Origin of the sequence: Streptosporangium vulgare, assembly GCF_042428775.1 — a bacterium.
Taxonomy (GTDB): domain Bacteria; phylum Actinomycetota; class Actinomycetes; order Streptosporangiales; family Streptosporangiaceae; genus Streptosporangium; species Streptosporangium vulgare.
Genome location: NZ_JBHMBS010000016.1, coordinates 49200 through 74978, shown reverse-complemented (window position 1 = coordinate 74978; position 25779 = coordinate 49200). Strand labels below are relative to the sequence as shown.

The 25779-nt window shown below is 71.6% G+C and carries 19 protein-coding genes; 11 read left to right on the top strand and 8 right to left on the bottom strand.

What is annotated here, in order from left to right:
• Positions 1-28: 28 nt before the first annotated feature.
• The 3 genes from ACFFRH_RS28780 to ACFFRH_RS28770 form a co-directional block, all read right to left on the bottom strand.
• Entirely contained in the window at positions 29-1174 is a 1146-nt protein-coding gene (locus ACFFRH_RS28780; RefSeq protein ID WP_344746894.1) for a carbohydrate kinase family protein, read from the bottom strand.
• A 216-nt stretch (positions 1175-1390) separates the two neighbouring features.
• Positions 1391-4420, bottom strand: a complete 3030-nt coding sequence (locus ACFFRH_RS28775; protein ID WP_344746892.1) for a PEP/pyruvate-binding domain-containing protein — start codon at positions 4418-4420, stop codon at positions 1391-1393.
• Positions 4380-4877, bottom strand: a complete 498-nt coding sequence (locus ACFFRH_RS28770; RefSeq protein ID WP_344746891.1) for a MarR family winged helix-turn-helix transcriptional regulator — start codon at positions 4875-4877, stop codon at positions 4380-4382. Before ACFFRH_RS28770 ends, ACFFRH_RS28775 begins: the two co-directional genes overlap by 41 nt.
• A 143-nt stretch (positions 4878-5020) precedes the next feature.
• Between ACFFRH_RS28770 and ACFFRH_RS28765 the strand changes: the two genes are divergently transcribed.
• Positions 5021-5686, top strand: a complete 666-nt coding sequence (locus ACFFRH_RS28765; protein ID WP_344746904.1) for an Ig-like domain repeat protein — start codon at positions 5021-5023, stop codon at positions 5684-5686.
• Positions 5687-6399: 713 nt separating this feature from the next.
• On the opposite strand, the gene ACFFRH_RS28760 is transcribed toward ACFFRH_RS28765, so the two are convergent.
• Positions 6400-6843: a hypothetical protein gene (locus tag ACFFRH_RS28760; protein ID WP_386160914.1), complete on the bottom strand. Its 444-nt coding sequence runs from the start codon at positions 6841-6843 to the stop codon at positions 6400-6402.
• Positions 6844-7879: 1036 nt separating this feature from the next.
• Between ACFFRH_RS28760 and ACFFRH_RS28755 the strand changes: the two genes are divergently transcribed.
• The 3 genes from ACFFRH_RS28755 (at position 7880) to ACFFRH_RS28745 (ending at position 11884) form a co-directional block, all read left to right on the top strand.
• Entirely contained in the window at positions 7880-9835 is a 1956-nt protein-coding gene (locus ACFFRH_RS28755; RefSeq protein WP_386160912.1) for an ABC1 kinase family protein, read from the top strand.
• 60 nt (positions 9836-9895) lie between these two features.
• A complete protein-coding gene (locus tag ACFFRH_RS28750; RefSeq protein ID WP_386160910.1) occupies positions 9896-11134 on the top strand; it encodes an NAD(P)/FAD-dependent oxidoreductase in 1239 nt (412 codons plus the stop codon).
• Positions 11135-11305: 171 nt separating this feature from the next.
• Complete coding sequence (locus tag ACFFRH_RS28745; RefSeq protein ID WP_386160908.1) at positions 11306-11884, top strand: hypothetical protein; 579 nt, start codon at positions 11306-11308, stop codon at positions 11882-11884.
• A 23-nt stretch (positions 11885-11907) separates the two neighbouring features.
• On the opposite strand, the gene ACFFRH_RS28740 is transcribed toward ACFFRH_RS28745, so the two are convergent.
• On the bottom strand, positions 11908-13518 hold the full coding sequence (locus ACFFRH_RS28740; RefSeq protein WP_386160906.1) for an NsdA family TPR-like regulatory protein: 1611 nt from the start codon (positions 13516-13518) through the stop codon (positions 11908-11910).
• Positions 13519-13844: 326 nt separating this feature from the next.
• Here ACFFRH_RS28740 and ACFFRH_RS28735 point away from each other — a divergent pair, with 326 nt between their 5' ends.
• Positions 13845-14492: an ATP-binding protein gene (locus ACFFRH_RS28735; RefSeq protein ID WP_386160904.1), complete on the top strand. Its 648-nt coding sequence runs from the start codon at positions 13845-13847 to the stop codon at positions 14490-14492.
• Positions 14493-14495: 3 nt separating this feature from the next.
• On the opposite strand, the gene ACFFRH_RS28730 is transcribed toward ACFFRH_RS28735, so the two are convergent.
• Positions 14496-15092: a hypothetical protein gene (locus ACFFRH_RS28730; protein ID WP_386160902.1), complete on the bottom strand. Its 597-nt coding sequence runs from the start codon at positions 15090-15092 to the stop codon at positions 14496-14498.
• A gap of 207 nt (positions 15093-15299) precedes the next feature.
• Between ACFFRH_RS28730 and ACFFRH_RS28725 the strand changes: the two genes are divergently transcribed.
• The 6 genes from ACFFRH_RS28725 to ACFFRH_RS28700 all read left to right on the top strand — a co-directional run bounded on the left by ACFFRH_RS28725 (position 15300) and on the right by ACFFRH_RS28700 (position 20648).
• A complete protein-coding gene (locus ACFFRH_RS28725) occupies positions 15300-16370 on the top strand; it encodes a protein kinase family protein (protein WP_386160900.1) in 1071 nt (356 codons plus the stop codon).
• Between the two features lie 239 nt (positions 16371-16609).
• Positions 16610-17725 (top strand): sensor histidine kinase, encoded by a 1116-nt coding sequence (locus tag ACFFRH_RS28720; RefSeq protein WP_386160897.1) that lies wholly within the window; start codon positions 16610-16612, stop codon positions 17723-17725.
• Positions 17726-17774: 49 nt separating this feature from the next.
• Positions 17775-18461, top strand: coding sequence for a response regulator (locus ACFFRH_RS28715; protein ID WP_386160960.1), 687 nt, complete (start codon positions 17775-17777; stop codon positions 18459-18461).
• 36 nt (positions 18462-18497) lie between these two features.
• The gene (locus ACFFRH_RS28710; protein ID WP_386160895.1) at positions 18498-19868 is read left to right on the top strand and encodes a nitrilase-related carbon-nitrogen hydrolase; all 1371 of its coding nucleotides are present in this window, start codon (positions 18498-18500) and stop codon (positions 19866-19868) included.
• 296 nt (positions 19869-20164) lie between these two features.
• On the top strand, positions 20165-20293 hold the full coding sequence (locus ACFFRH_RS28705; protein WP_386160893.1) for a hypothetical protein: 129 nt from the start codon (positions 20165-20167) through the stop codon (positions 20291-20293).
• Between the two features lie 118 nt (positions 20294-20411).
• Positions 20412-20648, top strand: coding sequence for a hypothetical protein (locus ACFFRH_RS28700; protein WP_386160892.1), 237 nt, complete (start codon positions 20412-20414; stop codon positions 20646-20648).
• A 43-nt stretch (positions 20649-20691) separates the two neighbouring features.
• Here the strand turns inward: ACFFRH_RS28700 and ACFFRH_RS28695 are convergent, their stop codons facing one another.
• Positions 20692-20973, bottom strand: coding sequence for a hypothetical protein (locus ACFFRH_RS28695; protein WP_386160891.1), 282 nt, complete (start codon positions 20971-20973; stop codon positions 20692-20694).
• Positions 20974-21397: 424 nt separating this feature from the next.
• On the bottom strand, positions 21398-25291 hold the full coding sequence (locus tag ACFFRH_RS28690; RefSeq protein WP_386160889.1) for a S8 family peptidase: 3894 nt from the start codon (positions 25289-25291) through the stop codon (positions 21398-21400).
• Positions 25292-25779: the final 488 nt, after the last annotated feature.

Below are 25779 nucleotides of genomic sequence, written 5' to 3'. Positions count from 1 at the left end.
CCCCGGCGAGGGGAGGCGGATCCGCGGGCTAGCGCGCCCACGGAGGGTTGGCCCCGGCCGCCGAGCAGGTGAGCGAGGCGACCTGGGCGGCGAAGGTCGCGGCGTCCACCGCCCGGTCGAGGTCGAGCCGGTCGAGCCGCCCGCCGAGCAGACCGGAGGCGTGCAGCCGGTGCAGGAGCCCGGCGGTGAACGAGTCCCCGGCGCCGACGGTGTCGACGACCTCCGTGGGCGGGGTGGGGACCGTGGCGCGCTCGCCGTCGACGGAGACGAGCGCCCCCAGCGGGCCGCGGGTCACCACGACCAGGCGAACCCCCGCGTCGTGCCAGGTGTCGCAGACCCGCTCGGCCGGTTCGCCGGGGTGGATGTGCTCCAGGTCATCGTCGCTCAGCTTGATCATGTCCGCGAGCGCGCACCATCGGGGCATCCGCTCCCGATAGACCGCCGGGGCGACGAGCACGGCCCGCACGTTGGGGTCGATCGAGATCGTGGCGTGGGCCGCGGTCGCCGCCAGGGCCTCCTCGACGACCTCCGCGCCCGGTGCGCGGACCAGGGCCAGCGAGCCGGTGTGCAGGCAGGAGACGTCACCGATCCGCTCGGCGGTCAGCTCCGCCGCGCTCCACGCCCAGTCGGCGGCGCCGTCGGCGTGGAAGGAGTAGCGGGCCCGCCCCGACTCGTCCAGGGTCGCCACCGCCAGGGTGCTCGGCTCGGGGGCGTCGACACAGCCGGTCAGGTCGACCCCGGAGGCGCCGAGGTGCGCGCGGAACAGGGCGCCGAAGGAGTCGCCCGACAGACGTCCCAGGAAGCGGGTGGCGGTGCCGAGGCGTGCCAGGGCCACCGCGGTGTTCGCGGGGCCCCCGCCGGGCAGGACACGCAGGACGAGTTCGTCCCGCGCGCCGCCCGGGGTGAGGGTGTCACCCGTCGCGGAGCCGGTCGTCGAGGATCCGGCTGTCGAGGATCCGGTCGCGGGGGAGGCGTCCGGGGCGGGATCGTTCGGAGCCGGGGCGTTCGTGACGGGGGCTTGCGCGGCGGAGCCGTCAAGGGAGGGGCCGCCTGTGGTGGAGCCGCCCGTGGTGGAGCCGCCCGAGGTCGGGGCGCTGTCCGTGGGGGAGACGCCGCTCGTGGCGAAGGCGTCGGCGACGCACTCGCCGAGTACGGCGACCTGGGTGGAGGGCATGATCCCCGCCTTTCCGGGAGGTGTCTCCTCGACGGCGTCACCTTGAGGACGGCTTCCCGATGACGGCCTCTTGAGGACGGCTTCTTGAGAACGGTTTCCTACGGACGACTGGAGACGGCTTCTTGGAGACAGCGTGGCAGGTGCTCCGGCTGCACCGCCGGTAGCAGTCTCGCCCATGTGGACCACGAGCGAGCCGCGAATGGGCTGCGCGCCCGGTCAGGTGGTGGTGACGGCGCCGGAGGCGCCGTCGACGGTGATCTCCTGGCCGGTGGCGATGTGCTCGGTCGCCCCGCTCACCCCCACCACGGCCGGGATCCCGTACTCGCGGGCCACCACGGCGCCGTGGGAGTTGGCACCGCCCATCTCCATCACCAGGCCGCCCGCCGTGAGGAACAACGGCGTCCAGCCGGGGTCGGTGGAGGGACAGACCAGGATCTCCCCGGGCTCCAGGTGCGCGCCGACCGGGTCGAGGACGACCCTGGCGACACCGGTGACGGTGCCCGCCGAGGCAGGGGTGCCGGTGAGCGCCCCGTCCACCGGCGTCCGTACGGCGACGGCCTCCGGCTCGGTGCCGTCCGACAGCAGGACGCGGGGGACGTGCCTGCGACGCAGCTCGCGGGCGGCCTCCTCGCGCCGCCGTGCCACGAGCTCCGCCGGCGCGAGTCGCGCGGCCTCGCCGGACGGGGAGGTGGCGGTCCGCGCCGGCGCGGAGGAGAGGGCCGGCCCGGCGCCGGGCGCGTGACCGGCCGTGGCCGGATCAGAGGTCTCCTGGGCGGGCGGAGCCGTGGCTTCCTGAGCGGGCGGAATCGTGGCTTCCTGGGTGGCTGGAACCGTGGTTTCCTGGGCGGGCGGAGCCGAGGGTTTCTGGGTGGCCGAAACCGTGGTCTCCTGGGCGGGGAGCTCGGCGAGGGCCGCCCTGGCCTCGCGGAAGGTCAGGAAGAAGACGTCGTCGGCACGGGACAGCAGCCCGCGCGCCGCCAGCTCGACGCCGACGGCCAGCAGCTCGGCCCGCATCGCGGCCAGCGCGGTCACCATGGCGTACTTGGGCATCTCCCGCAGGCCGGCCAGCGCCCGGGTCCTGCCGAGAGCGAAGCGGACGAACCGCCCGCGCAGACCTCCGGCGCGCCCGCTCAACGTCTTGATCATGAGAACGGCCTCGGCGGCGCCCTTGGCGAACAGGGCGTCGGGAGCCAGGGCCGGGTCCTCCAGCCGCAGGTAGTTGGCGAGGACGCCGATGATGTGGGTCGGGTCCTCCGCCCAGCGCGGCAGCCCGAGGTCGATCTCGGCGACCGCCCTGACGCCGTAGACGGAGAGGAAGTCCGCCAGGCCCTGCTGCGCGACGCCGGGAAGCGACCCGGCGCGGAAGCGCTCGGCCAGCTCGGCGGCGGGGGTGTCCAGCAGCAGGGAGGCGGACTCGCGGTCCTCGCGAATGCGGGTGGCCAGCCGCCACAACGCCAGGTCCATCTCGGTGGTCACGTTGTGCGGGAGCCCGCGCAGGACCGTCTGCAGATCGCCGGGCCTGGCCCGGTCACCCAGCACCTTGGCGGCCAGGCCGAGCATCACGAACCCGGCTCCCGCCGCCGGAGCGATGGCCGGCAGCAGCGGGAAGATCTGACGGCTCAGCACCTGCTCGACATGGTCGAGGCGCTGTGCCGGGCCGGCGTCCCCGGGCGCGGCCAGCTCTCTCCGGAGGCGCGCGCCCAGCAGTTCCACATCGCGATGCGCCGACGCGGGGTTGAGCAGGGCCCGTACGGCACGCTGCGGAACACGGAAGCGGGACGCGATCCTGACCGCCCGGCGCAGGGGCGGGCCGAGCGAGGGCTGGGTGACGCTGAAGCGGGGATCGTCGAGCAGGCCGCGCAGCACCTTCGCCGACCGGGCCTCCATCACGTCGAGCACCCTCGGGAAGGCCACGCGGCCCACCCTGCCGCGCATGAAACCGGTGACGTCGAAGAACAGCCGCCCGCCCGACTCCGCGACGGCGGGGGCACCGGCGACCGGGTCGGCCACCGGGATGCCCAGAATCCCGAACGCCGACGACGACAGCAGCCTGAAGGCCGACATGCCCATGGGGGTGATCGGCCGATAGAGGCCCTGGGCCAGGCTGAAGCAGAAGTAGACCCGCGTGCCGTCGGGTTCGAATCCCCGGGACGGCGTGTCCAGGGCGCCGGTTCCCTCCGCGCCCGTGCCGCCCGCCAGGGGGGACGGATCCGCGGACGGCTCGGCGTGGTGGGGGATCGGGTAGAGCGTGGTGATGGGACGCGACTGGGTCAGCCAGAGAACGCCACCGGCGTCGATCGCCCACTCGGTGTCCTGGGGCGTCCCGTAGTGCCGCTCGACCCGGTCACCGAGCGCGGCCAGCGCGGCCAGCTGCGCGTCGGTGACGCAGGCGTCCCCCGTGGACCCCGTGGATGATCCCCCGGACCCTGTGGATCCCTTGGACGCCGGGGAGGTCGCGGGGCTCGCGGGTGCCTCGACGTGCTCGACGCCGCCGCCCGCCAGCGACCGTACGGCCAGCCGCTTGTCGCCGAGGCGGCGTTCGGTGATCCGGCCGGTGGCGGTGTCGACCACGAAGTGGTCGGGATTGACCGCGCCGGAGACCACGGCCTCACCGAGACCGGGACTGGCGTCGATCACCGCCTCGCGCCGCCGCCCGGTGACCGGGTTGGCGGTGAACATCACCCCGGCCACCTCCGACTGGACCATCTCCTGGACGACCACCGCCAGGCGCACCGTGTCGTGGCCGATGCCGTTCGCGGCCCGGTAGGCGACGGCCCGGTCGGTCCAGAGCGAGGACCAGCACCGCCGGACCGCGTCCAGCACGGCGTCGGCGCCGATCACGTTGAGGTAGGTGTCCTGCTGCCCGGCGAAGCTGGCGTGCGGCAGGTCCTCGGCGGTCGCGGAGGAGCGGACCGCGACGGGACCGTCCGCGCTGCCCCGTACGGCGCTCGCGATGTCGTCGGGGACCGGTGCGGTGAGCACGAGCTCGCGGGCCTTCGCGGCCAGCGTGTTCAGGGCGGGGACGTCCCCGGAGGCCGTCGTGGCGAGCGCCGCGAGCACCTCCTCCAGCCCGGCCCGCTCGGTGACCCTGCGGTAGGCCTCGGTGGTGACGCACAGACCGGGGGGAACGGGGAACCCGGCGGTGGTGAGCACGCCGAGATTGGCGGCCTTGCCGCCGACCAGGGGCAGCATCTCCGCCCCGATGTCACCGAATCTCAGGATGAGCGGGATGAGCGGCTTGGGCATGGGTGCGTCGTCTCCTTGAGGCTTCGCCGAGAAGCGTCATGGCCCGGGTCACGAGCTCGCGTTCTTCGGCGGTCAGATGGGCCATGACTTCGAGCTGGGCGTCGGCCCGGACGCGCTCGAACGTGCGGAGGAAATCGGTTCCGGCCGGGGTGAGGGCGATCCGCCGCACCCGCCGGTCGCCGGTATCCTCCCGGCGCTCGGCCAGCCCTCGCCGTACGAGCTGGTCGACGAGGCGGCTGGTGGCCGAGACGGACCGGCTGATCCGTTCGGCGAGCTCGCGGAGGGTCGGGGCGGCCGGTTCGTCGATGGTGTAGAGCGTGGCGACCTGGATCATGGAGGGCTCGTCGCCCTCGAACCCGCTCAGCAGGTGGAGCAGCAGACCGGGGATCAGCGCCCGCCGGAGATCGCCGATGTCGTCGGCCAGCCGGTCACGCTCCGCGCCGTCCACGGGGTCCATGGGACAACTCCTTGCATCACTGCAACTAATGCGTTGTCGCAAGGTTAAGTCGGAGAGAAAAAGAAGTCAACAAGTGATGAAATTAGTCCGCGGGGCATCGGCCGAGCCTCGCGAGGGGTCGCACGGCCGCCGACTTCGCGGTACTGGGCGGGGCCTCTGTCACGAACACCGGGCCCACCGTCGTCACCGGAGATCTGGGGACCGGTCCCGGCGCCACGGTGACCGGCTTCCCGCCCGGCACCTTGATCGGAACCCTCCACCTCGCCGACGCCGCCGCCGCACAGGCTCAGGTGGATCAGCTCGCCGCCTACAACGACGCCGCCTCCCGCCCCCCTGACGCCACCATCCCGACGGAGCTCGGTGGAACCACGGTGAGATCTCCGAGCGGGATCGTCCCCACCGGCCCGGTCGAATTCTTCAGTGACGGAATGAGCCTGGGTACGGCCCAGTTCGACGGCACAGGCCACGCCGAGCTGACGGTCGCCCCCCTTTCCGAAGGCGTACACGAGATCGTCGCCGTCTTCCCCGGCACGACCGAACTGGACGGCAGCACGTCACCGGTCTTCGTCCAGGCCGTCGCCTCCCAGGGCTTCTGCCTGATAGGGACGTGTGGGCCAACGTGTGGCGCCGTGTCTCAGGCCAGGGTGCCGTCCACGGCGGCGGAGCGCATGACCTGCCCGTCGCGCCGGTCCCCCGTGAAGGTAACGGTCGCCGACGCCCCCGTCGGGATTTCCCGTCTTCACCCGCAAAGTGCGCCAAGCGCGTTCACTGTGAATTCAACGACCCGTAGGTCGAAGGTCGCAACGTGAAGTCCTTGCGTGTGTGAATGCGAACCTCGGCGGGCCGCTTTCCGCTATTTCCTGTCGTTGTATTATTGTTGATTTACGGTTCGGCGGCCAGGGGAATGTGTTCTGGAGCATTTGTCGGGTATTCCGTGATCACTGCCCATGCGTCACAGAGGCCACTCTCGAGACCCTGAACGACACGGAATGACATGAATTCCAAGAAAGCCGGCCGTGGCGCCTTAGGTCTGTTCGTGATCCGGATCATCAGGATGTGGGCTCACCCGCGCGGTGTGGCCTGACCTTGATTCGCCCAGGTCGCGGTCAGCTGCGTCTTCGCGGTGGCGGCCGTTCTGATCCGGGAGGGCTCCACGAAAGGGGCAGACAGCCCGGCCGGGCGAGGGGCCCGGGCCGGGCGTCGACGGCTGCGGCGCCGACGCGAGGCCCTGTTGAAAGCGGTCGGACCGGACTGTTCGTGGCCAGGCTGGTCAGCTCTGACCGGCCTGGCCAGCGCTGACCGGCAAGGTCTGTCTGTTCGCGGGCCGCTGCCCCTTCTCGCCTTTGGACGGACCGCGACACCACTGAGTGCCTCATCACCCGGATCAGAACGGCGTGAGCCCGCCTTCCGCTTCGACGAGTTCCCGGAGAGCCGCCTTGCCGGATTCACCCGTGAGGCACCGTTTTGGTGATGGATTTCAGAGTCTCCAGCCCGCCTGAGGATCCGAACTCAGGACGCCGCCCTAGTTGCCCCAGCCGAGAAGCCAGACCTGGCCGTTGGCGCCGTAGCGGTTCTTCTGCCACGGGTATATCCGGGCGGAGCAAACGCCGGTGAAGCGGTCGTAGGACGTGCAGAAACGCCATCTGTCGGTGACGTCCCAGACACTCCAGCCGACCCCGTAGGCCTGGACGTTCTGGCAGCCCTCGTAGATATAGGTGGGAAGATTCGTGCTTCCGGTGCAACTGGCCGAGGTGTATGTGACCTGGATGCCGTCACCGCACCACGTGTGATAGGCGCTTCCCTGAAGAGCGGGGTATCCATATGTCGACGTGAGATACCAGCAGCCCGTCGCGGTATTGGCGGGACTGAGGGTTCCCGGCCGCTTCGCGGGAGGAAGGAGAGCGTTGGTGAACCGCTCCTGGTCCGTGTCGATGATGCTGGGAACCGTTTCCTTCTGGCGGGACATGTCGATGTATCTATCGAGTCCCTTTCCGCGGATCTCGGCGGCCGTCAGGGCGCGCACGGTGGGCCTGGGCGGCGGTGCCACCTCTCTGGGCTGGGGCGCGGGCTCCCATGACTGAGGTGCGGCTTCCCAGGGTCGAAGTACGGCCTCCCTGGGCTGGGGTGCGGGCGGGGTGTCCGGAACGCTCGGCGGTACGGGAGCGAAGGCCCCGAGGCTCAGAACGGCCGCCACCGCGAAGGCGCAGCTGACCGTGACCCGGGCGAATCGTCGCTTCAATGGCATACGGAATGCTCCTTATCAAAACAGCGCGCTGCGGGCGGGGCTCCTGGCGTCTCCGTCGACGGCGCGATCTTGACAGCGTGAAAAATATATACGTCCTCCTTTCCGAGGGTGTGGAATTTCGTTTCCGGGAGGGTAAACGAAAATTTCCTCGCTCTGTCTTCCAAAGATATTGCGCATCTTCTTCGGTCTGCGGAGCCGATGTTCGTGGCGGTTTCATGATGATTCTCCCCATGTCCGGGAAGAGAGGTGGTCCGCGTTTCCTTTTCATGTCGAACACGTCGCGTTTCGGAATGTCGCCGGATCGTGTCCCACTCGCGCTCGTCGCCTGTCCCGGCCTGTTTCGGGGGATCGGTTCATCACGTTCCGCCCGGACTATTCACCCTGTCCTGGTCTGTTCTGGAGCCCTCCGCGCCGGACCGGCTCATCGCTTTCGCCCGGACTTCCCGCCCTGTCTCGTCCGTCTCGGGCGCGTTTTGTACCGGACCGGTTCGAGGGAGGCCGATCACCGAGTCGCCTCGGCCTGCCCGGAACTCCTTTGTCCTCAACCGGAACCCCTTTGTCCTCAAAGCGGGTCATCTAGTCTGTTCGCGGTCGATCATGCTTTCCGCGCCGTGTCCGCGTGCCACGTGTCCGCGTGCCACGTCCGCACGTCAAGGACACATGGGGCGCGGACATCGCCGGGCCACGGGCCGGGGCGCGTGCCGGACCTTCACCCTCACGACGAACACCCGAACACGACGGAGCGAACGGAATGAATGTGGACCTTCTAACGCCCCTGACGCTCGTGATCGGTGTGCTGGTCCTGGTGGCCGCGTTCACCGTGGCCGCGCGGCGCCTGCTCGACCTGCGGTTCGGGACCATCCGTACGCTGCTGGCCGGAACGTTCGTGCTCCTGATCGCCGGGCCGCTCATGAAGGCGTTCGCGGGAACGGTGGCCCCGGACGACCCGGGTGTCACCCCGATCTGGTTCTTCATCCTCGCCGTGGTCTGCGCCCTGCTCGCCGGGCTGGTACCCCTGGTGATCGCCGAGGCCCTGATACCGTCCGGATCGCTTCCGGGACCGCTGGAACTGGCCGGAAGGCTGCGCCGTCACCTGACCCGCTCGCGCCGCTACCTCCGCATCACGCGCATCCTCGTACGGCACGGTCTCGGGCCGTACCTGCGCGGCCGGGACCCCGACCTCGGCGCGTCCTCCAGCAGGGCCCGCCTGGCCAGGTCGCTGCGGGAGGCCCTCGACGACGGCGGGGTCACGTTCGTGAAGCTGGGCCAGATCCTGTCCACCCGGAGCGACCTGCTGCCGGTGGAGTTCGTCGAGGAGCTGCGCCTGTTGCAGGACAGCGCGGCCTCGGCGCCGTGGACGGAGATCGAGCCGGTGCTCGTGGCCGAACTGGGCGGGCCGGTGGAGGAGACGTTCGCCGGATTCGACCGCGAACCGCTCGCCGCCGCCTCGGTCGCGCAGGTCTACCGCGCCCGGCTGCGGACGGGCGAGGAGGTGGTGGTCAAGGTCCAGCGCCCGGGGATCGCCACCGTGGTCGAGCAGGACCTCGACATCATCGACCGCCTCGCCCGCTCGCTCGAACGGCGCACCCGGTGGGGACGCGCGTTCGGGGTCGCCGACCTGTCCAGGGGGTTCGCCGACGCGCTGCGGGAGGAACTCGACTTCCGGATCGAGGCCGGGAACATGGCCGCCGTGGCGGCGGTCTCCGCGGGCGAGCCGGTCCACGTGCCGGTGCCGTACCCGGAGCTGTCCGGGCGGCGGGTGCTCGTCATGGAGTGGCTGGACGGCACCCCGCTGGGGGCCGCCGCGCCCGGCGGGCAGGACGGGCAGGACGGGCAGGAGCTCGCCAGGACCCTGCTCGACACGTTGCTGCGCCAGATCATGCTGCACGGGGTGTTCCACGCCGATCCCCACCCGGGCAACCTCATGCTCCTCGCCGACGGGCGCCTGGCCCTGCTCGACTTCGGCTCGGTGGGCAGGCTCGACGGCTCGCTGCGCGACGCGCTGGGACGCCTGCTCGGCGCGATGGACCGGGGGGACCCGCTCGGGGTGAGCGACGCCCTGCTGGAGGTGGTGCCGAGGCCGGACGAGATCGACGAGCGGGGGCTGGAACGCGAGCTCGGCCGGTTCATGGCCCGGCACCTGCTCGCCGGCACCCCTCCGGACGTGCAGATGTTCGGCAGGCTCTTCCGGATCGTCTCCTCGCACGGCCTGTCCCTCCCGCCCGAGGTGGCCGCGGTGTTCCGGGCCCTGGCGACGATCGAGGGCACGCTCGCCCGGCTGGCTCCCGGGTTCGACATCGTCACCGAGGCACGCGCGTTCTCGCTCCGTCACCTCACCGAACGCCCCGACCACCAGCGGGTACGGGACGAGGTGACCCGGGAGGTGCTCAGCCTGCTTCCCATGGTGCGCCGCCTGCCCCGCCGGATCGAGCGGATCGCCGACGCGGCCGAGCACGGCCGCTTCAGCCTGAACGTGCGTCTCTTCTCCGACGAGCGCGACCGGCGGCACGTCACCGGGATGCTCCACCAGGTGCTGCTCACCGTGCTGGCGGCCACCACGGGCCTCATGGCCGCGCTGCTGCTCGGGGCCGACACCGGCCCGCGCGTCACCCCGGGCGTCGGGCTCCACCAGCTGATCGGCTACAACCTCCTGCTCGTCAGCGCCATCCTGGGGCTGCGGGTGCTGGTGGTCGTCTTCCGCGGGAACAGGTGAACGGCCCGCCACCTCCCACGACCGTTGGAACCGGCGCGGGAATCGGATAGGAAGGAACCCATGACCACCGAGCAGACGTTCGTCATCGTCGGAGCGGGCCTGGCGGGTGCCAAGGCGGCGGAGTCCCTGCGCGACGAGGGCTTCGAGGGCGCGATCACGCTGATCGGCGCCGAGACCGAGTCTCCCTACGAGCGGCCTCCCCTCTCGAAGGGCTACCTGCTCGGCAAGGAGGAGAAGGCCAAGCTCTACGTCCACGACGACGACTGGTACGCCGCCAACTCCGTGGAACGGCTGCTCGGCCGCCGCGCGACGGACCTCGACCGGGCCTCGCACCACGTGGAGCTCGACGACGGGCGGCGCGTCCGGTACGACAAGCTGCTGCTCGTCCCCGGCTCCTCCCCGCGCCGCCTCGACGTACCCGGCGCCGACCTGGACGGCGTGCACCACCTCCGCACTCTCGGCGACTCGGAGCGGCTGCGCGAGGCCATCGGCGGCGGTGGCAGGAGGGTGGTCGTCGTCGGCGCCGGCTGGATCGGGCTGGAGACCGCCGCGGCCGCCAGGGAGTACGGCTGCGAGGTGACCGTCGTCGAGCCGAGGGCGGTGCCGCTGCACGCCGCGCTCGGCCCCGAGCTGGGCGCCTTCTTCGCCGACGTGCACCGGCGCCACGGCGTCGACGTACGGCTCGGCCGCGAGGTGACCGGACTCCTCGGCCCCGGTCACGTCCGCGCGGTCGCCACCCACGACGGCGAGGAGATCCCGGCCGACCTCGTGATCGTCGGCATCGGGGTGAGCCCCAACACCGAACTCGCCGAGCGGGCGGGCCTCGCCGTGGACAACGGCATCCTCGTCAACGAGTCCCTCCGCACCGACGACCCCGACGTCTACGCCGCCGGTGACGTGGCCAACGCTTTCAACCCCCTGTACGGCACCCGCGTCCGTGTCGAGCACTGGGCCAACGCCCTCAACGGGGGAGTGGCCGCGGCCAAGGCCATGCTCGGCCAGGAGGTGGTCTACGACAGGCCGCCGTACTTCTTCACCGACCAGTACGACGTCGGCATGGAGTTCTCCGGCTGGTTCGCGCCCGGCGGATACGACTCCGTGGTCATCCGGGGGGACCTGGACTCGGAGGACTTCCACGCCTTCTGGCTCGCCGGTGGGCGCGTCGTGGCGGGGATGCACGTCAACCGGTGGGACGAGGGCATCTCACCGGCGCAGGAGCTGATCCGCGGCGGCGCGACCGTCGACCCCGACCGGCTCGCCGACCCCTCCGTACCGCTGGCCGACCTCGCGAAAGGCTGACCCCCCGCCTCCGGCGAGCCTCGCGAAGGCCGACTCCCCGCCCCTGGTGAGTTCCGCGAAGACCTGCCCCCTCGCCTTCGCCCCGCACCGGAACCGGGACGGCTACCACGCCCGTCCACGGGTAAGGAGCCCTCCCAAGGGAAGGCGGTGCGACGAAGGCGAGGAGCCAGGATGACCGATACGACCCCCACCGACGAGATGACCATAGAGACGCACGGCCGCCTGGAGGCGCTCGCACTGGCCGGGACGATCTGTGATCTCTACGAGGCGGTGTTCTCGCTGCCCCCGTTCGACGGGAACGCCGCGGAGTTCGCCAACCAGCGCTCCTACTTCCCCAGGCTGACCGATCGGCCCGGGTTCCGGCTGACCACCGCGCGATGCGGACCGGAGCTCATCGGGTTCGGGTACGGCTACCTGCTGCCCGCCGACACCGCCTGGTGGAGCGCGCTGGCCGAACCGGTCGACGAGGAGTTCGCGGCCGAGACCGGCACCAGGACGTTCGCCGTCATCGACTACGGGGTGCTGTACGGCCGGCGAGGTGCCGGAGCCGGGCACCGGATCCACGACGAACTGCTCTCCGGGTCCGGCGCCGAGCGCGCCACGCTCTCGGTGCAGCCCAAGGCCGTACGGACCCGGGAGATCTACCGGAGGTGGGGATGGCGGAAGGTGTCGGAGAAGCCGATGGACCCGCCGATCCCCGCCCCGGTCTTCGAGATCCTGGTGCTGGAGGAGATGCCCGGGGCGCGCTGATCGGCCGCGAGGGGCCGGAGCCGTCAGGCGATGAGCTGGAAGGCGTGCAGCTTCTCGTCCAGGGCGGCGACCTGGCGGGTCCGCGCCCATGGATTCAGCGTCTCGCGGACCTCCACCACCGAGCGGGCGAGCCGCGGCGAGGTGTTCTTGCAGGTGAGGCGGGCGGCCTCGCCGATCTGCTCGCACGCCTCGTCGATGGCGCGCAACTGTGTGTACCCGCGCGCCAGATCCAGGCGGCTGAACGCCAGGTTGCGGACGAACGCCGGATCGATCCGGGCCAGGGACCGCGCGGCCATCTCGACGGCGGTCTGGGCGTCGCCCATGTCCAGCAGGCACTTGGTCCTGGTCGACAGATACTGCCCGTCGCCGTAGAAGTAGAGAAGCTTGGCCCCCACGTCGCCCTCGCCCGCGTGGCCCAGCTCGCGGCGGGCCTGGTCGAGGCTGGTCATGCACCGCGTGTGGTCCTTGCGCCGGTCGTTCTTGGCCGAGCGGCGCAACACCGCCGAGTAGGCGCGGGCCCCCACGTCACACGCGTACGACACCAGCAGCTTGCTGTTGGCGCGATGCCCCCAGGCCAGCGCCCCCAGCGCGTGCTCGACGCCCTGACGGGGGTCGCCCCGCCAGGTCGCCAGCTGCGACCAGTTGGCCAGGACGAAGCTGTTCATCGCGTCGTCGTCGGCCCGGTGCGCGGCTAACTTGGCCTGCTCGTAGTAGTGGTTCGCCCCGTTGAAGTCGTTGAGGTTGAACAGCACCCAGGCGGTGAACCGGCAGATGTTGGCCAGCAGCGACAGCAGCCGCTCACGCACCTCGTCGTTCGACGCGGACGGGATGAGCGACCGCACCAGGTGTTGCTGGGCGAGCACGGTCCCCAGCACCGCCTGGGGGCCGAGGGTGTCCTCCTGGCGCATGCAGTGGTGCAGCACCGCGTCGATGTGGTCGACGGTGGCCTCGTCCACCCGGGACGGTTCGGCGGCGATCAGGGCGAGCCGGTCGAGCTCGTCGTCGTTGAGCCGGTCCAGCAGCGGAGAGGCCGCGGCGGCGGCAGCGGCGGCCCTGATCAGGGCCAGCACGTCGCGTCGTTTCATGGTCGCCGCCCACTGGGCGAGCGCCCGCACCAGGGCGTCGTACTCCTCGTCGCGCGAGGTCCCGAACGGCACCGGTCCGGTGGGCAGGGTGGGGAGGGCGGCCAGCACCCCTTGGATGTCCTCGGCGTTGAGGCTGCCCGCGGCCCCCGCCGCCACCAGCGCCCGTCCACGGGAGCGGACGGCCGGCGTGTTGTGCTCGTCGGCATCGCGGTGGTCTTCACCGTCGACCAGGTCGGCGGTGCGGCACTGGTAGATGCGGGCCAGCCGGTTGAGCCCGGCGATCGGCGGCTCGTTGCCGGTGGGGCCGGGCCACGCTTCCCACGACCCGAGTTTCCGGGTCGTCAGCGGCTCGTTCGGCCAGTACTCGTTCCATAGATGGCAGACCTTGGCTTGTGTCAGGCGATGCGCCTCACGGAAGCCCTGACGGGAGTTCAGGCGCCAACGTCGCATGAACTCAGCGGCGACCTCGGCCCACGTGAAACCACGTTCGCGAAGCTCAGCGCTGAAGGCGTCCATCTGCTGCTTGACGCTGCGCGGTGCACGTGGCATCGGCTCGGCCCCTCCCGGCGGGTTCTCCGGCGGCGATTCTTCGGGCCGAACGTTACTGGTCGATCACGTTAGGTGACCAACGAGTGCAGAAATCGGCGACCAGATCACCGCTCCCTGTCACGCGGTCGCTCTACGGGGTGACTTGACCCCTGAGAGTGACGAACAGACTCGGTGCCGTCGCCTGTTTCCAGCACGCTCCGTAGACCAGGGTGGAGGACAACGCCGGAGCCGTCGGATTCGTGTGGTCTCAGCGCTCGGGCGGGGTGTCCCCAATCTGCGCCGGGGACGCGCGACCGAACCTTCGTTGAACTTCCCTGGAGCCATCAATGACCGTGCTCCCCGTCGAACGGCCGGGACCGATGCACTCACCGTTTCACCCTGATCCGGACACCACCGACCACCTGTCCCTGGACTCCACGGGCTATCCGGGTTCCCCGGACTCCGTGGACGCGAACGAGCTGTGGCTGGCGGCGCAGCCGGCCTCGGCCTCCCGGGCGCGCGACTTCACGCGTGCGCAGCTGCTGGCGTGGGGCCTGGAGGAGCTGTCCGACCTCTGCGTGCTGGTCGTCTCCGAGATGACCACCAACGCCGTCAAGGCCACCGCCACCCCGCCCGTCCCGTACGGCTACACCTGCCCGCACGTCTCCGGCTGCCCGCCCACCTGCGCCCGCGCGCGGACCTCCGACCCGTACCCGATCCTCCTGCGGCTCCGTCTGACCGCCGCGGGCCTGTTCGCGGAGGTCTGGGACGGCTGCGACGGCACGCCCGAGGTCACCGAGGCGGGGGAGGACGACGAGAGCGGCCGGGGCCTGCGGCTCGTCGGCATGTGCACCGACGAGTGGGGCCACTACCGGTCACCGGACGGGGGAAAGGTCGTCTTCGGCCGCTGGGTCCTGCCGTCCGCCCGGCGCGTCCCGGACGCGGTGCCCTCGCGGCCGTACGCGTACTCCCGGACTCACGCGACGCGCGGATGACCCTCACCTGCGCGGGGTGTACGCGGGGTACGCCGTCCGGTCCACGTCGGCGTCCGGCCACCGGCGGCGCAGTGCCTGTGCCACCCGGTGGGCCCATCCGGCCAGGTGGGGCAGGGCGCGGTGGTGCTCGGCGGCCCGCGCCGTGGCGTCCAGTGTGAGGACCATCTGGAGCCGGCTGTTCTCGCCCGGCGCTCGGGCGTCGAGTGCGGGGAACCGGGTGAGACGGGTGGCGGCCCAGGTCAGGCACGCCGAGGCCAGGCCGAAGCCGAACAGCCGGTCGTCGTCCGCCTCCGGCACGCCCCGGGCCAGCGCGCGGCGGTAACCGGCCTCCAGGCCGGTCGCGACCGGGTCGGACACCGTCAGCCACGCCGGGCCCGGCACGTACAGGCACACGGCCGAGGTCAGGGTGTGCCGGTAGCCGGCGAACTCGAAGTCGATGAGCCGCCCGTCGCCGCCCGCCGTCAGGAAGTTGTTCGCCTCGGCGTCGCCGTTGGTCAACGCCAGGAAGGGGCCCGGGGCGGCGAGTTCCGCCAGCAGCCGTGTCAGTTCGGTCCCGGCCCGGCTCGGCAGCGCGACCCCGAGCCACGCGCCGTGCTCCACGGCCCGCCGCCACGCGTCGGTGTTCGAGCAGGTGATTTCGAGACCCGTGGCCGGCCGTCTCGCGAGATAGCGCTCCGCGTGTCCGGCGGTGGCCGCGCCCAGCTCCCCCAGCGCCCGCGCGAAGGCCGCCAGCCCCGCCGTCGCGAGCCCCTTCGGGTTCGGCCGCCCGGGACCCGCGCCCCCGCCCGTGAGGGGCAGAATGCCGGGATGGATACGATCCTGCGGGCCGCGAGCGAAGTGGTGGGCGTCGAGCTGTCCGATCCGGTGGACCTCGGGGGCAACCCGCGCAGCATTGTCCTGCGCTGCCGGACGGCTTCGGGCGGCAGCGTCGTCGTCAAGAAGTACGGCACCGACCCCGAGGGCCTGCGCGCCTTCACCGGGGAGGCGGCCGGGCTCTCGCTGCGGCTGGCCGGTCCCGAGCTGCTGGGTGTGGACGACTCGGTCCCGCTGCTGGTGATGGAGGACCTCGGGTCCGCGCCGACCCTGGCGGACGTGCTGCTCGGCGACGATCCGCGGGCCGCCCTGGACGGCCTGTCGGCCTGGGCGCGCGGGCTCGGGCGGCTGTCCGTCGCGTCGGTGCACCGGCGCGCCGACCTGACCTCCCTGTCGGCCAGGTACGGGCTGGGCGTGCCGTCCTGGGACGAGGAGCCGTGGATCGCGCGGTACGCGGCCGGATTCCCCTCGGCGCTCGCCGGGATCGGCGTCGAGACGCCGCCGGAGCTGGGCGAGGAGCTGGAACGGATCGCGGCGACGGGCGCGGACGAGTATCTCGCCTTCACCCCCGGCGACACCTGCCCGGACAACAACCTGCTCACCCCGGACGGCCTGCGGCTGCTCGACTTCGAGTCGGCCTGCTACCAGCCGGTCTTCATGACGGCCGCGTACTGCCGGATGCCCTTCGCCACCTGCTGGTGTGTCTTCACGCTGCCCGCGGGTCTGGCGGAGAGGATCGAGGAGACCTACCGCGCCGAGGTCGTCGAGGCGTACCCGGAGCTGGTCGAGGACGAGATCTGGCAGCCCGGGGTCCGGCGGGCGGTCGCGCTCTGGACGGTGTATCTGACGACCAACCTGATCCCGCGCATGGCGGAGGACAGGCCCGCGCACAGGACCAGGCGTCCCGTCCCGACGCTGTGGCAGCTGCTGAGGCACCGCTGGGAGATGGCGAGCACCCTGGAGGAGTCCCCGGCCTTCGCGGAGACGATGCGGCTGCTGCTCCGGGACGTGGCCGGCGGCTGGGACGTCCCCCCGTTGCCGGGCTACCCCGCCTTCGGCGGCTGAGGATCTCGCGGGGGACCGTTCGGCGGCCGAGGACCCGAACCTACCGATGCGAGGGCCGGGCGCGTGGTCTGGTTCCAGCTGGACGGACGCCAGGCTTCACGACCTCGAGGCGGACCGTGAGGGATGGCTCCCACTCCGCCGCGCGGCGAGGCCGCGCTTCCCCTCGAGGGCGCCGAGCACGGCCGGAATGATCACTCTTGAGAGTGAGGACAGAGAGGACACATCCGTACAATGGGCGGATGGTCGCGGCGGGCCGGGTCGGTAGGGCGGTCGACGGGGTGCTGGCGGCGGGCGTGGTCCTGGCCACGGTGGTGCCGCTCCTTCTGCCCGGCCCCAACCCATGGTGGATCGTCGGGCTGGGGCTGCTGGCCTCGGTGCCGGTGGTGTGGCGCAGGCGGGCGCCGATGGTGGTGGCGGTGGTGGTCGGGGCGGCGATGTCCGTGCTGGTGACGTGGGAGAAGCCGTTCCTGCCCTTCGGGCCGCTGCTGGCCGTCTACACGATCGCCGACCTGAGCCCGACGTGGAAGAGGCTGGCGGCGATTCCGGTGATCGTGGCGACCGTGGGTCTCTCGTTGGTGCTGCCCGGGGAGAACGACGAGACCTTCCGGCTGGTGGGGACCGCCTTCGTGGCCGCCTACGCGCTGGGCACCAGTGTCAGGGCGAGCCGTTCGCGAGCCGCCGAACTGACCGAGCGGGCACGGCGGCGGGAGCAGGAGCACATCGCGGCGGCGGCCGAGGAACGCACCCGGATCGCGCGCGACATGCATGACATCGTCACCCATTCCGTGGGCTTGATGGTGGTTCAGGCCGAGGCCGGGCCGGTGGTGGTGCGCGACGCCCCTGACAAGGCGGAGAAGGTCTTCGACGCGATCGCCGACACGGGAAGGGGCGCGCTGGCCGAGCTCCGGGGGGTGCTCGCCGCGCTGCGGGCCCCGGGCGAAGGTGACGGACCGGGGCGGAGCCGTACCGGCGAGCGTCTGGGCGAGTCACTGTTCCAGCCGCGTCTGGCCAACCTTCCCGCGCTGCTCGATCGCAGCGGTCTCGATGTGGTGAGCACGACCGCCGGTCCCCCGCGCCCGGTCGCCGGAAGCGTCGAGGCCGCCGTCTACCGCATCGTCCAGGAGGCGCTCACCAACGTGCGCAAGCACGCCGGTACGCATGCCGTACGTCTCACTCTGACCTGGGGGGAGAGCCTGACGGTGACGATCGCCGACGACGGGCGAGGGCCGGGTGAGGGCGGCGGGTACGGGCTGGCCGGGATGCGGGAACGGGCGGTGGCGTGCGGCGGGACGCTCACGGCCGAGGCGGGACACGACGGAGGATTCGTGGTGAGAGCCGAATTTCCGCTCGGATGACCCGCACGTCATGAGTGCTCGACGCCGAATTTCCGCTTGAATGACCCGCATGCTACGGGTGCTCATCGCCGACGACCAGGACCTCTTCCGCGCGGGATTCGGGCTGATCCTGGGGGCGCAGCCGGACATGGAGGTGGTAGGTGAGGCCGCCGACGGCGAGGAGGCGATCGCCGCGGCCAGGCGGCTCCGGCCGGACGTGGTCCTGATGGACGTGCTCATGCCGGGCATGAACGGCATCGAGGCGACCAGGGAGATCTGCGCCACCACCGCCGCCAAGGTGCTCGTGCTGACCATGTTCGACCTCGACGAGTACGTCTACGACGCGGTCCGGGCGGGAGCGAGCGGTTTCCTGCTGAAGGACATCCGGCGCGACGAGCTGGCCCACGCCGTGCGTACCGTCGCCTCGGGTGAGGCCCTCCTGGCCCCGGCGGCGACCAGGAGGCTGCTCGAGGACCTGGTGCGCAGGCCCGTCCACGGCGTCGCCCCCCGGCTGGCGGCCAGGCTGGACGCGCTGACCGAACGCGAGCGCGAGACGCTGAGGCTGGTCGCGCACGGCCTGTCGAACGCGGAGATCGCCGCCGCGCTGGTGGTCACCGAGCACACGGTCAAGACGCACGTCAGCCGCATGCTCACCAAGCTGGACCTGCGGGACCGGGTCCAGGCCGTGGTGCTCGCCTACGAGTCCGGGCTGGTGGTCGCCGGTGAGAGTGACAGCGGAGACCGCATTCGCGAGTGACGCGCCGGAGGGGTGCGGGAAAGCACGATCGTCGGCATGGAACGCATCCTCCTCCCCCTCGCCCTCACTCTCGCCTCGGCCGTCCTGACGCACTTCGGCACCGGTCTGCACCCCGTCTGGTGGCTCACCTGGCTCGCGCCGCTGCCCGTCCTGTTCCTGGCTCGCCGGGCGGGCGGGGGTACGGCCTTCGCCGCCGGGACGCTCGTCTGGCTCGCCGGCCAGGCGCGGATGTGGCCGTACTTCACCGGGCCCCTTGAGATGCCGCCCCCGCTGGCCGCCGCCCTCATCGCCGGCCCCGCGCTCTGCTACGGCTTGGGCGTGCTGCTCTTCCGTACCCTGATCGTGCGCGGCAGGCCGCTCCTGGCGGCGGCGGCCGTACCGGCCGTCTGGGTCACCGCCGAGTACGTCATGAACCTCGCCGGACCGCACGGGGCCTGGTGGAGCCTGGCGTACACGCAGGCCGACGTCCTGCCGGTGCTGCAGACCGCCTCGGTCACCGGGGTCTGGGGCATCACCTTCCTCCTGCTGTTCGTGCCCGCCTCCATCGCGGTCCTGCGGCCACGCGCGGCGGTGGTCTCGGGGGTGCTGGTCGCGCTCACGCTCGGCCATGGTCTCGCACGGCTCGCGACACCCGCCGACGCCGGAGGACGGAAGGTCGCGCTCGTCGCGACGGACGGCTCCGAGGATCTCGTCCGCCGGTACGGCGAGGCCGTGGACGCCGCGGTGGCCCGCGGGGCGGAGATCGTGGTGCTGCCCGAGAAGGTCTTCAGGACCGCCGGCCTGCCGTTCGCCCGGCCGGGCGTGGAGGTGGTCGCGGGGATCGCCATGGAGACCAACAGCGCGGTGAGCTACCCCTCCGGCGTGCGCTACGACAAGCACCACATGATCCCCGGGGTGGAGCGCGGGTACCGGCCCGGCACCGGCCTGGCCTTCCTCGACGGCGACCGGCTCGGCCTCATCATCTGCAAGGACCTGGACTTCCCCGGCCTGGTCAGGGAGTACGGCAGGGCCGGCGTCGCCGCCCTGCTCGCACCGGCCTGGGACTTCGGCGAGGACGCGTGGCTGCACAGCCGCATGGCGGTGGTGCGCGGCGTGGAGAACGGCCTGGCGGTCGCCCGTGCCGCACGCGAGGGACGGCTGACGGTCAGTGACGGCCGCGGCCGGATCGTGGCCGAGGGCCACAGCGACAGAAAGGGCATGACCATGGTCACGGCCTCCCTGCCCCGGGAGGGTTCGGCCACCCTGTACACCACCCTGGGAGACTGGGCCGCATGGGCCTCGGCGGGGTTGCTGCTGCTCGCACTCGGTGCGTCGGCCCGTACGAGATCCTCCGGCCCGGTGAGCGAGGGCCCGACCGCCGGGACCGCGACGAGCCTGTCAGGAAGGACAGGTCGAACGCGGCCCTGATCGTGGCCTCGCCGTACTCGAGTTCCGTCAGTCGCGCCCGCTCCAGGTCGTCGGCGAGGGCCGCGAGCGGCCGGCCGGGATCGTCGGCGAGCAGCGCCGCGACGATCCGCAGGGCCAGCGGCAATCCGCCGCACAGCTCCGCGACGCGACGCGCGTCCACGGAGCGGTCCGCGCAGCGGGTGTCCTCCGGGCGCAGTACGGCGAGTGCCCGCTCCAGCAGGAGCGCACCATCCGACTCGTCCAGGGCGGTGAGGTGGACGGTCCGTGCGTCGAGCAGGCCGAGGGAGTGGCGGGAGGTGACGATCGCACAGCCGGTGCCCTCCGGTGGCAGCAACGGGACCGCGTCGGCCGCGATCTTGGCGTTGTCGATCAGGACGAGCAGGCGACGGCCCTCCTCGGCCAGCGCGGTGAGTACGGACCGGTAGAGCCTCTCCCGATCCTGCGTCGTGGGCGGCACGTGCTCCTGACGACGTTCATCGGGCTGGGCGTCTACCTGAGCCAGGTGGGATTGGAAAAGGCCGACAGCTCTCCAGCGTGCTCGGCATGTTCGCCGGGCTGGCGGGGCTGGGACTGGCGGTCGCGGGTTTCGTCGCCGGCCGCCGTGATCCCGCGTCCATGTCCGCCGCACCGCCGACCTCACCGCCCGCCCCCGAGGCGGGGCCCGCGCCAGGGGGGAAGGTCCGGAACGAGATAAGCGGCGGTACCTTCCACGGACCTGTCATGCAGGGCCGTGATTTCGAACTGACCGGGAAGCCCGAGCCCGGCGACGAGACCCCCTGACCTCCGGCGCTCGTCACCGGCCGTCGTCCGCGAACCGCCGCGATCAGCTTCCGAAGATCAGCCAAAGCTCCCAGCCGCCGGCGGCGGCCAGGCATTCGTAGTCATCGGCCCCGGCGGGATTGTGCGGCCAGAGGTATTCCTCACCCACGGCGGCGCACTGGCCGCGGGTCTGGTATTGGCCGTGATACCGCCAATAGTCCAGCGCGCCGAAACTCGCGGCTCCCGTGCTTTGACCGGTTGACGCGGCTGTCGCCACACCACCGGTGAGCACGAAGGCGGCCACCGCGAAAAGCCCCGCGGACAGGGCGCGCATACGAATTCCCATTGGAATACCTCCCCGAGACACGATCACCGCCGTTCCTCATCGAATGGAAGATGCGCTTTCGCCGCAAGAGGCCGGACCAAGCAGGACAGAAAGGGCTGAAAAGGTCATCCGATAGGTCGGCCACGACGAGGGCCGGGTGGAACGATCCGTATCCGACCAGCCAGGCCCGGACCGGGGACGCCGCGATGGGGCCGGGTGCCTTCGCGCCGAGTCCGGCGGGAAACCGGCCGGCCGAATCGGCAGGCCGGTTTCCCGCCGGACTCGTCCGTCCGCGGTCACCTCGGTTCGAAGGCGTCCGTCTCGGCTACCTCGGTTCGAAGGCGTTCGCCCGCGGTCACCTCGATTCGAAAGCTTCCATCTCAGGTCATCTCACCCTGTAAGCGCCCTCTCCGATCACCTCGGTCCAGAGGCTGTTCATGCCCGGTTACCTCAGCCCGAAGGCCCGGACGATGGTCTGGCTGACGCTGTTGCCCGCGCTGTCGCGGGCGCCGGCGCGCAGGGTGACCGTGCGGGCGTCGCCCGGGGCGCGCAGCCTCGTCGTCCAGCCCTTCCTGCCGTGATCGAGGCTCGCCCTGCTCCAGGTGGCGCCGTCGTCGTAGGAGACGTCCAGGGTGGCGGTGCCGATCCGCCCCGAGTCCACCACCGACGGCAGGTGCAGCGGGGTGAGGGTCAGCTCGGCCCGGCGGTCGGCCCGGCCCGCCCGGTCCACGTCGACGTCGTAGTCGAGCTGGATCAGAGGCAGGTCCCTGGTCGAGTCGCTCTCGACGTACCCCGAGGTGAAGTTCCACTCGGTCAAGGTGCGGGTCGAGTACGGGTACACCGACGCGCTGCGGGACGCCTCGTTGACCAGCCGGTAGGGCAGCCGGTCGGGGCTGACGATCGGCGCCAGCATCAGCGTACGGTCGAGCCGCTCCGTCTTCGCCTGCTCCAGGAGGGTGTCGCCCTGGTAGAGCGAGAGGGTCTGCGTGGCGTTCGGGTTGAAGAGCGCCTCACCCGCGTGGCTGCCGCCCGAGGCACCCCAGGAAGGAACGATGGCGACCAGCCCGTCGCCCGCGCGGGTCGGGAGCAGGGACGCCGTGTTCATCCGGGGGCGCTGGACCGGGCCGAGCCACCGCGCCTCGCTGGTGGTGCCACCCTTGTAGGTGAGGATGTCCGAGCGCTGCTGGGTCTCGTCGGGGATGACGAAGAGCGACTCGTGCCAGCGGACGGAGTCGTCCGTGGAGACCCAGTCGGTACGCCTGCTCTGCGCGGGCAGCGCGCTGGTGTAACCGCTGAACCCGGAGCGCAGGCCGTCCTGGAGGTCGATGCGGGTCTCCACGGCCGCGTCCTGCCGGTAGTTGTCGAGCGAGACGTCGACGCGGGCCAGGTCGTCCTTGCGCGGCCGGTAGGTCGGGTCGGCCGGGACGGCCCCCTCCCACTTGTGGACGAGGTCGTAGAGGTAGGCGACGGTCGGGTGGGAGACGACGCGCAGCGGCACCGAGCCGCGCTGGAGGCGGGTGATGAGCCGCTCGCCCTCGTCACGGGTGATCGACGCCACGGCGAGCGGGGCGTCGGTCTGCACGGCGTCCCAGGCGTCGAGCCGGCCGCGGCCGGGGTTGACGATCAGCAGGAGCTTCGCCCCGGCCTTCGCCGCGGCGTCGGCCTGCGCCTCAGGGGTGACGGACTCGCTCCATCGCACCACGGCGACCTTGCCCGACGCCCGGACCCTGGCGAACTCCACCGCGGATCCCGTACCGGCGAAGACCGAACCGTAGGTCCAGCGGCCCTCGGGCAGCGGCTTGGACCGGGTCTGGATCAGCAGGTCGTCGAAGTCGTGCGTGTCCGAGGAGACCGCCAGGCGCGGCTGCTCGTCGCGCCAGCGCGCGGCGAACGTCAGTTTCCCGTCGGTGACCTTCTTGCCCGTGGGCTGCACCCAGAGGCTGTCGTGCTGCACGCCGGGGAGGTAGGAATCGCTCACGGCGCCGTTGCCGAACCCCCGGTAGAAGTCCATCCTGGACATCATCGTGGTCCGCGCCTGGTCCCTGCCGGACGGCAGGACGGAGGTGACCCGGCGCGCGGTGGAGGCGTCCAGAGTGATCTCCGTGTCACCGGTGAGGGTGATCTTCGGCCTGCCGAGCAGCACCCGGCCCAGGGAGTACGCGCCGTTCACGCCCTCCACGTCGCCCCACATCCACAGGGCGTAGTCGCCGGTCGGCAGCCGCAGCTCGGCGGTGCCGGACGGGTCGACCCCGTAGTACTCGAACGTCTGGTGCCCGTCGGGCAGGTCCCGCGTGATCAGCAGGTCCCCGGCGAGGGGCTTGCCCGCGCGGTCCTTGGCGTGCACGGTGAGCCTCGCCCGCTCGCCCTCCTTGTAGAAGCCGATCGCGGTGTGGGCGAGCAGGGCGCCCTCGGCGTCCCTCGCGTCGAGCCGCGCGCTGAGGTGGCCGTCGAGCTCGGCCTGGTCGACGTTCAGGATCACGTTCACCGTGGCGGTGCCGCGCGCCGGTACCGTGACCTGGGCAGCGGACAAGTCGAACAGGCCCTCGGGTGCCCCGCCGGTGACCGAGAGGTCGAGGGTGACCGGCTTCTCCCCGATGTTGGTGTAGGTGACCGGCTGTTCACCCTTCTGGCCGGGGGTGTAGGGCCACCGGACCTTGACCTGGGCGGTGGCGGTGGCGAAGACGGTGTTCCGCGTCGCCGCCGCGACGTCGAGCATGCCGCCGCCGACCTGGTAGGCACTGAACTGCGGCAGGAGCTTGCTGCTGCTGACCAGCGCGTTCTTGAGCTGCTGCCCGGTCCACTCGGGGTGGGTCTTCGACAGCAGCGCCGCCGCTCCCGCGACGTGCGGGGTGGCCATCGAGGTGCCGCTCATCGTCTGGTACGAGCCCTCGCCCTCGGCCGCGTACTGCGACCTGGCCGCCAGCACGTCCACGCCCGGCGCGGCGATCTCCGGCTTGAGCCCGAAGTCCTCCACCCGGGGACCCCTGCTGGAGAACGGCGCCAGCGCCGTGCCCTTGGGGGCGACGCTCACCGCGGCGACCGACAGGGCGGCGTCCGCGGTGCTCGGCGCGCTCACCGTGCTCTCCTCGGGCCCTGAGTTGCCGGCCGCGATGGTGAACAGCGCGCCGGTCTCGGCGCTGAGCTCGTCGACGGCCCGGCTGAGCGGGTCGGTGCCGTCCGTGGGCCCGCCGCCGAGGCTCATGCTGACGATCTTCGCCTTCTGGTCGCGGGCGGCCCACTCCATGCCCGCGATGATCCAGGAGTCCTGGCCGCTGCCCAGGTTGTCCAGGACCTTGCCGACCAGCAGGTCCGCGCCCGGGGCGACGCCCTTCTCCAGGCCCGCGGAGGCGGCGCCGGTACCGGCGATCGTCGAGGCCACGTGCGTGCCGTGACCGTGACGGTCCTTGACGTCCTCGCCGGGGACGAAGGTGGCGGTGCTCTTCACCCGGTCCTTGAGGTCGGGGTGCTCGGCGTCGACCCCGGTGTCGAGGACGGCGACCTTCACGCCCTCGCCGGTGTTCCCGGCCGCCCACACCTCGGGGGCGCCGGTCTGCGCGACGGTGTCGGCCAGGTTCGCCCTGACCTTGCCGTCGAGCCACACCTTGGCGATCCCCGAGGTGAGCGAGGGGGCGGCCGTCGCGGTACGCGACTCCGCCCCCGGGGCCGAGCCGGTGAGCGCGGTCCAGAAGCCCGCCGCGCCGTCACGGTCGGCGGACAGCGCGGCGCCCTGGATGCTGCTGAGCGTACGGACCTTCTCGGCCCCGCCCGGCACCTTCTCCGCGCGCCTGCCCACCGCGTCGTCGGTGTAGGTGACGATCAGGGGGAGGTGGTCGCTGCGCGCGTCGTCGTAGCCGTCCTCGACGAGCCGCGTGACGTCGAAGAGCCCCTCGTCGAGGAGCCCGGCGCCGACGTACCGCGCGGCCGAGTCGGGATACACGTAGGTGTGGTCGTCGACGGTGCTGACCCGGGCGCCGACGCGCCCGCCGTCCGGGCCGGTGACCGACACGACGGTCAGGGCACCGGCCACCCGTGCGAGCGTGACCTTGTCCCCGGTGATGAGGGTGACGGTGAACTGTGTCCCACCGGTCCCGGCGGCCTTGGCGGCCTCGGCGAGCTTCGCCGGGGTGTCCCCGGGAGCGGTCGCGGAGGCTTTCGCGGAGGCGGTCGCGGACGTCCGCATGAAGGCTTTCGCGGAGGTCGTCGCGGGGGTTTTCGCTGGAGTTTTCGCGTCGGCGGATCCGGTGGCGGCTGCGGCCGAGACCGGCGAGGCCGCGAGGAGAACCGTGAGCGCGGAGGCGAGGGCGAGCAGCCCGTTCCTCCGTGGGGGAGTGCCGTGCAAGGAGTTTCTCCCGAAGTGGCTATGGCGCAAAAAGATCAGTGGCCATGATTCGGGATAAAACGGGCGGATATCAACGATCCTGTATGGCTAATTTAGGACATGTCGTAATCCTGACAGGGGTGACGGCGGGGGAGCCCTGGGCGGCGCGGCCGAACATCCTGCGACGACGTCATGGACGACGGCCCGGAACATGGTCGGTCCATCCCGGCCAGCCGCCCACCTGACCACGCACCCGACCGCCCACGTGGCCACGCACTGGACCGTCTGCTTGGCCGCGCGGCCGACCGCCCGCCTGACCACGCACCTGACGGTTCACCTGGCCATGCACCGGACCGCCCGCCTGACCACGCACCTGACGGTTCACCTGGCCATGCACCGGACCGCGCTTGGCCGCGTACCTGACCGCGCCGAACTAAGATCGGCGGATGCTCGGCCCACCCTCCACCGCGCGTACGACACCGCCGATACCGCGTCCGAGAACGCGCCCG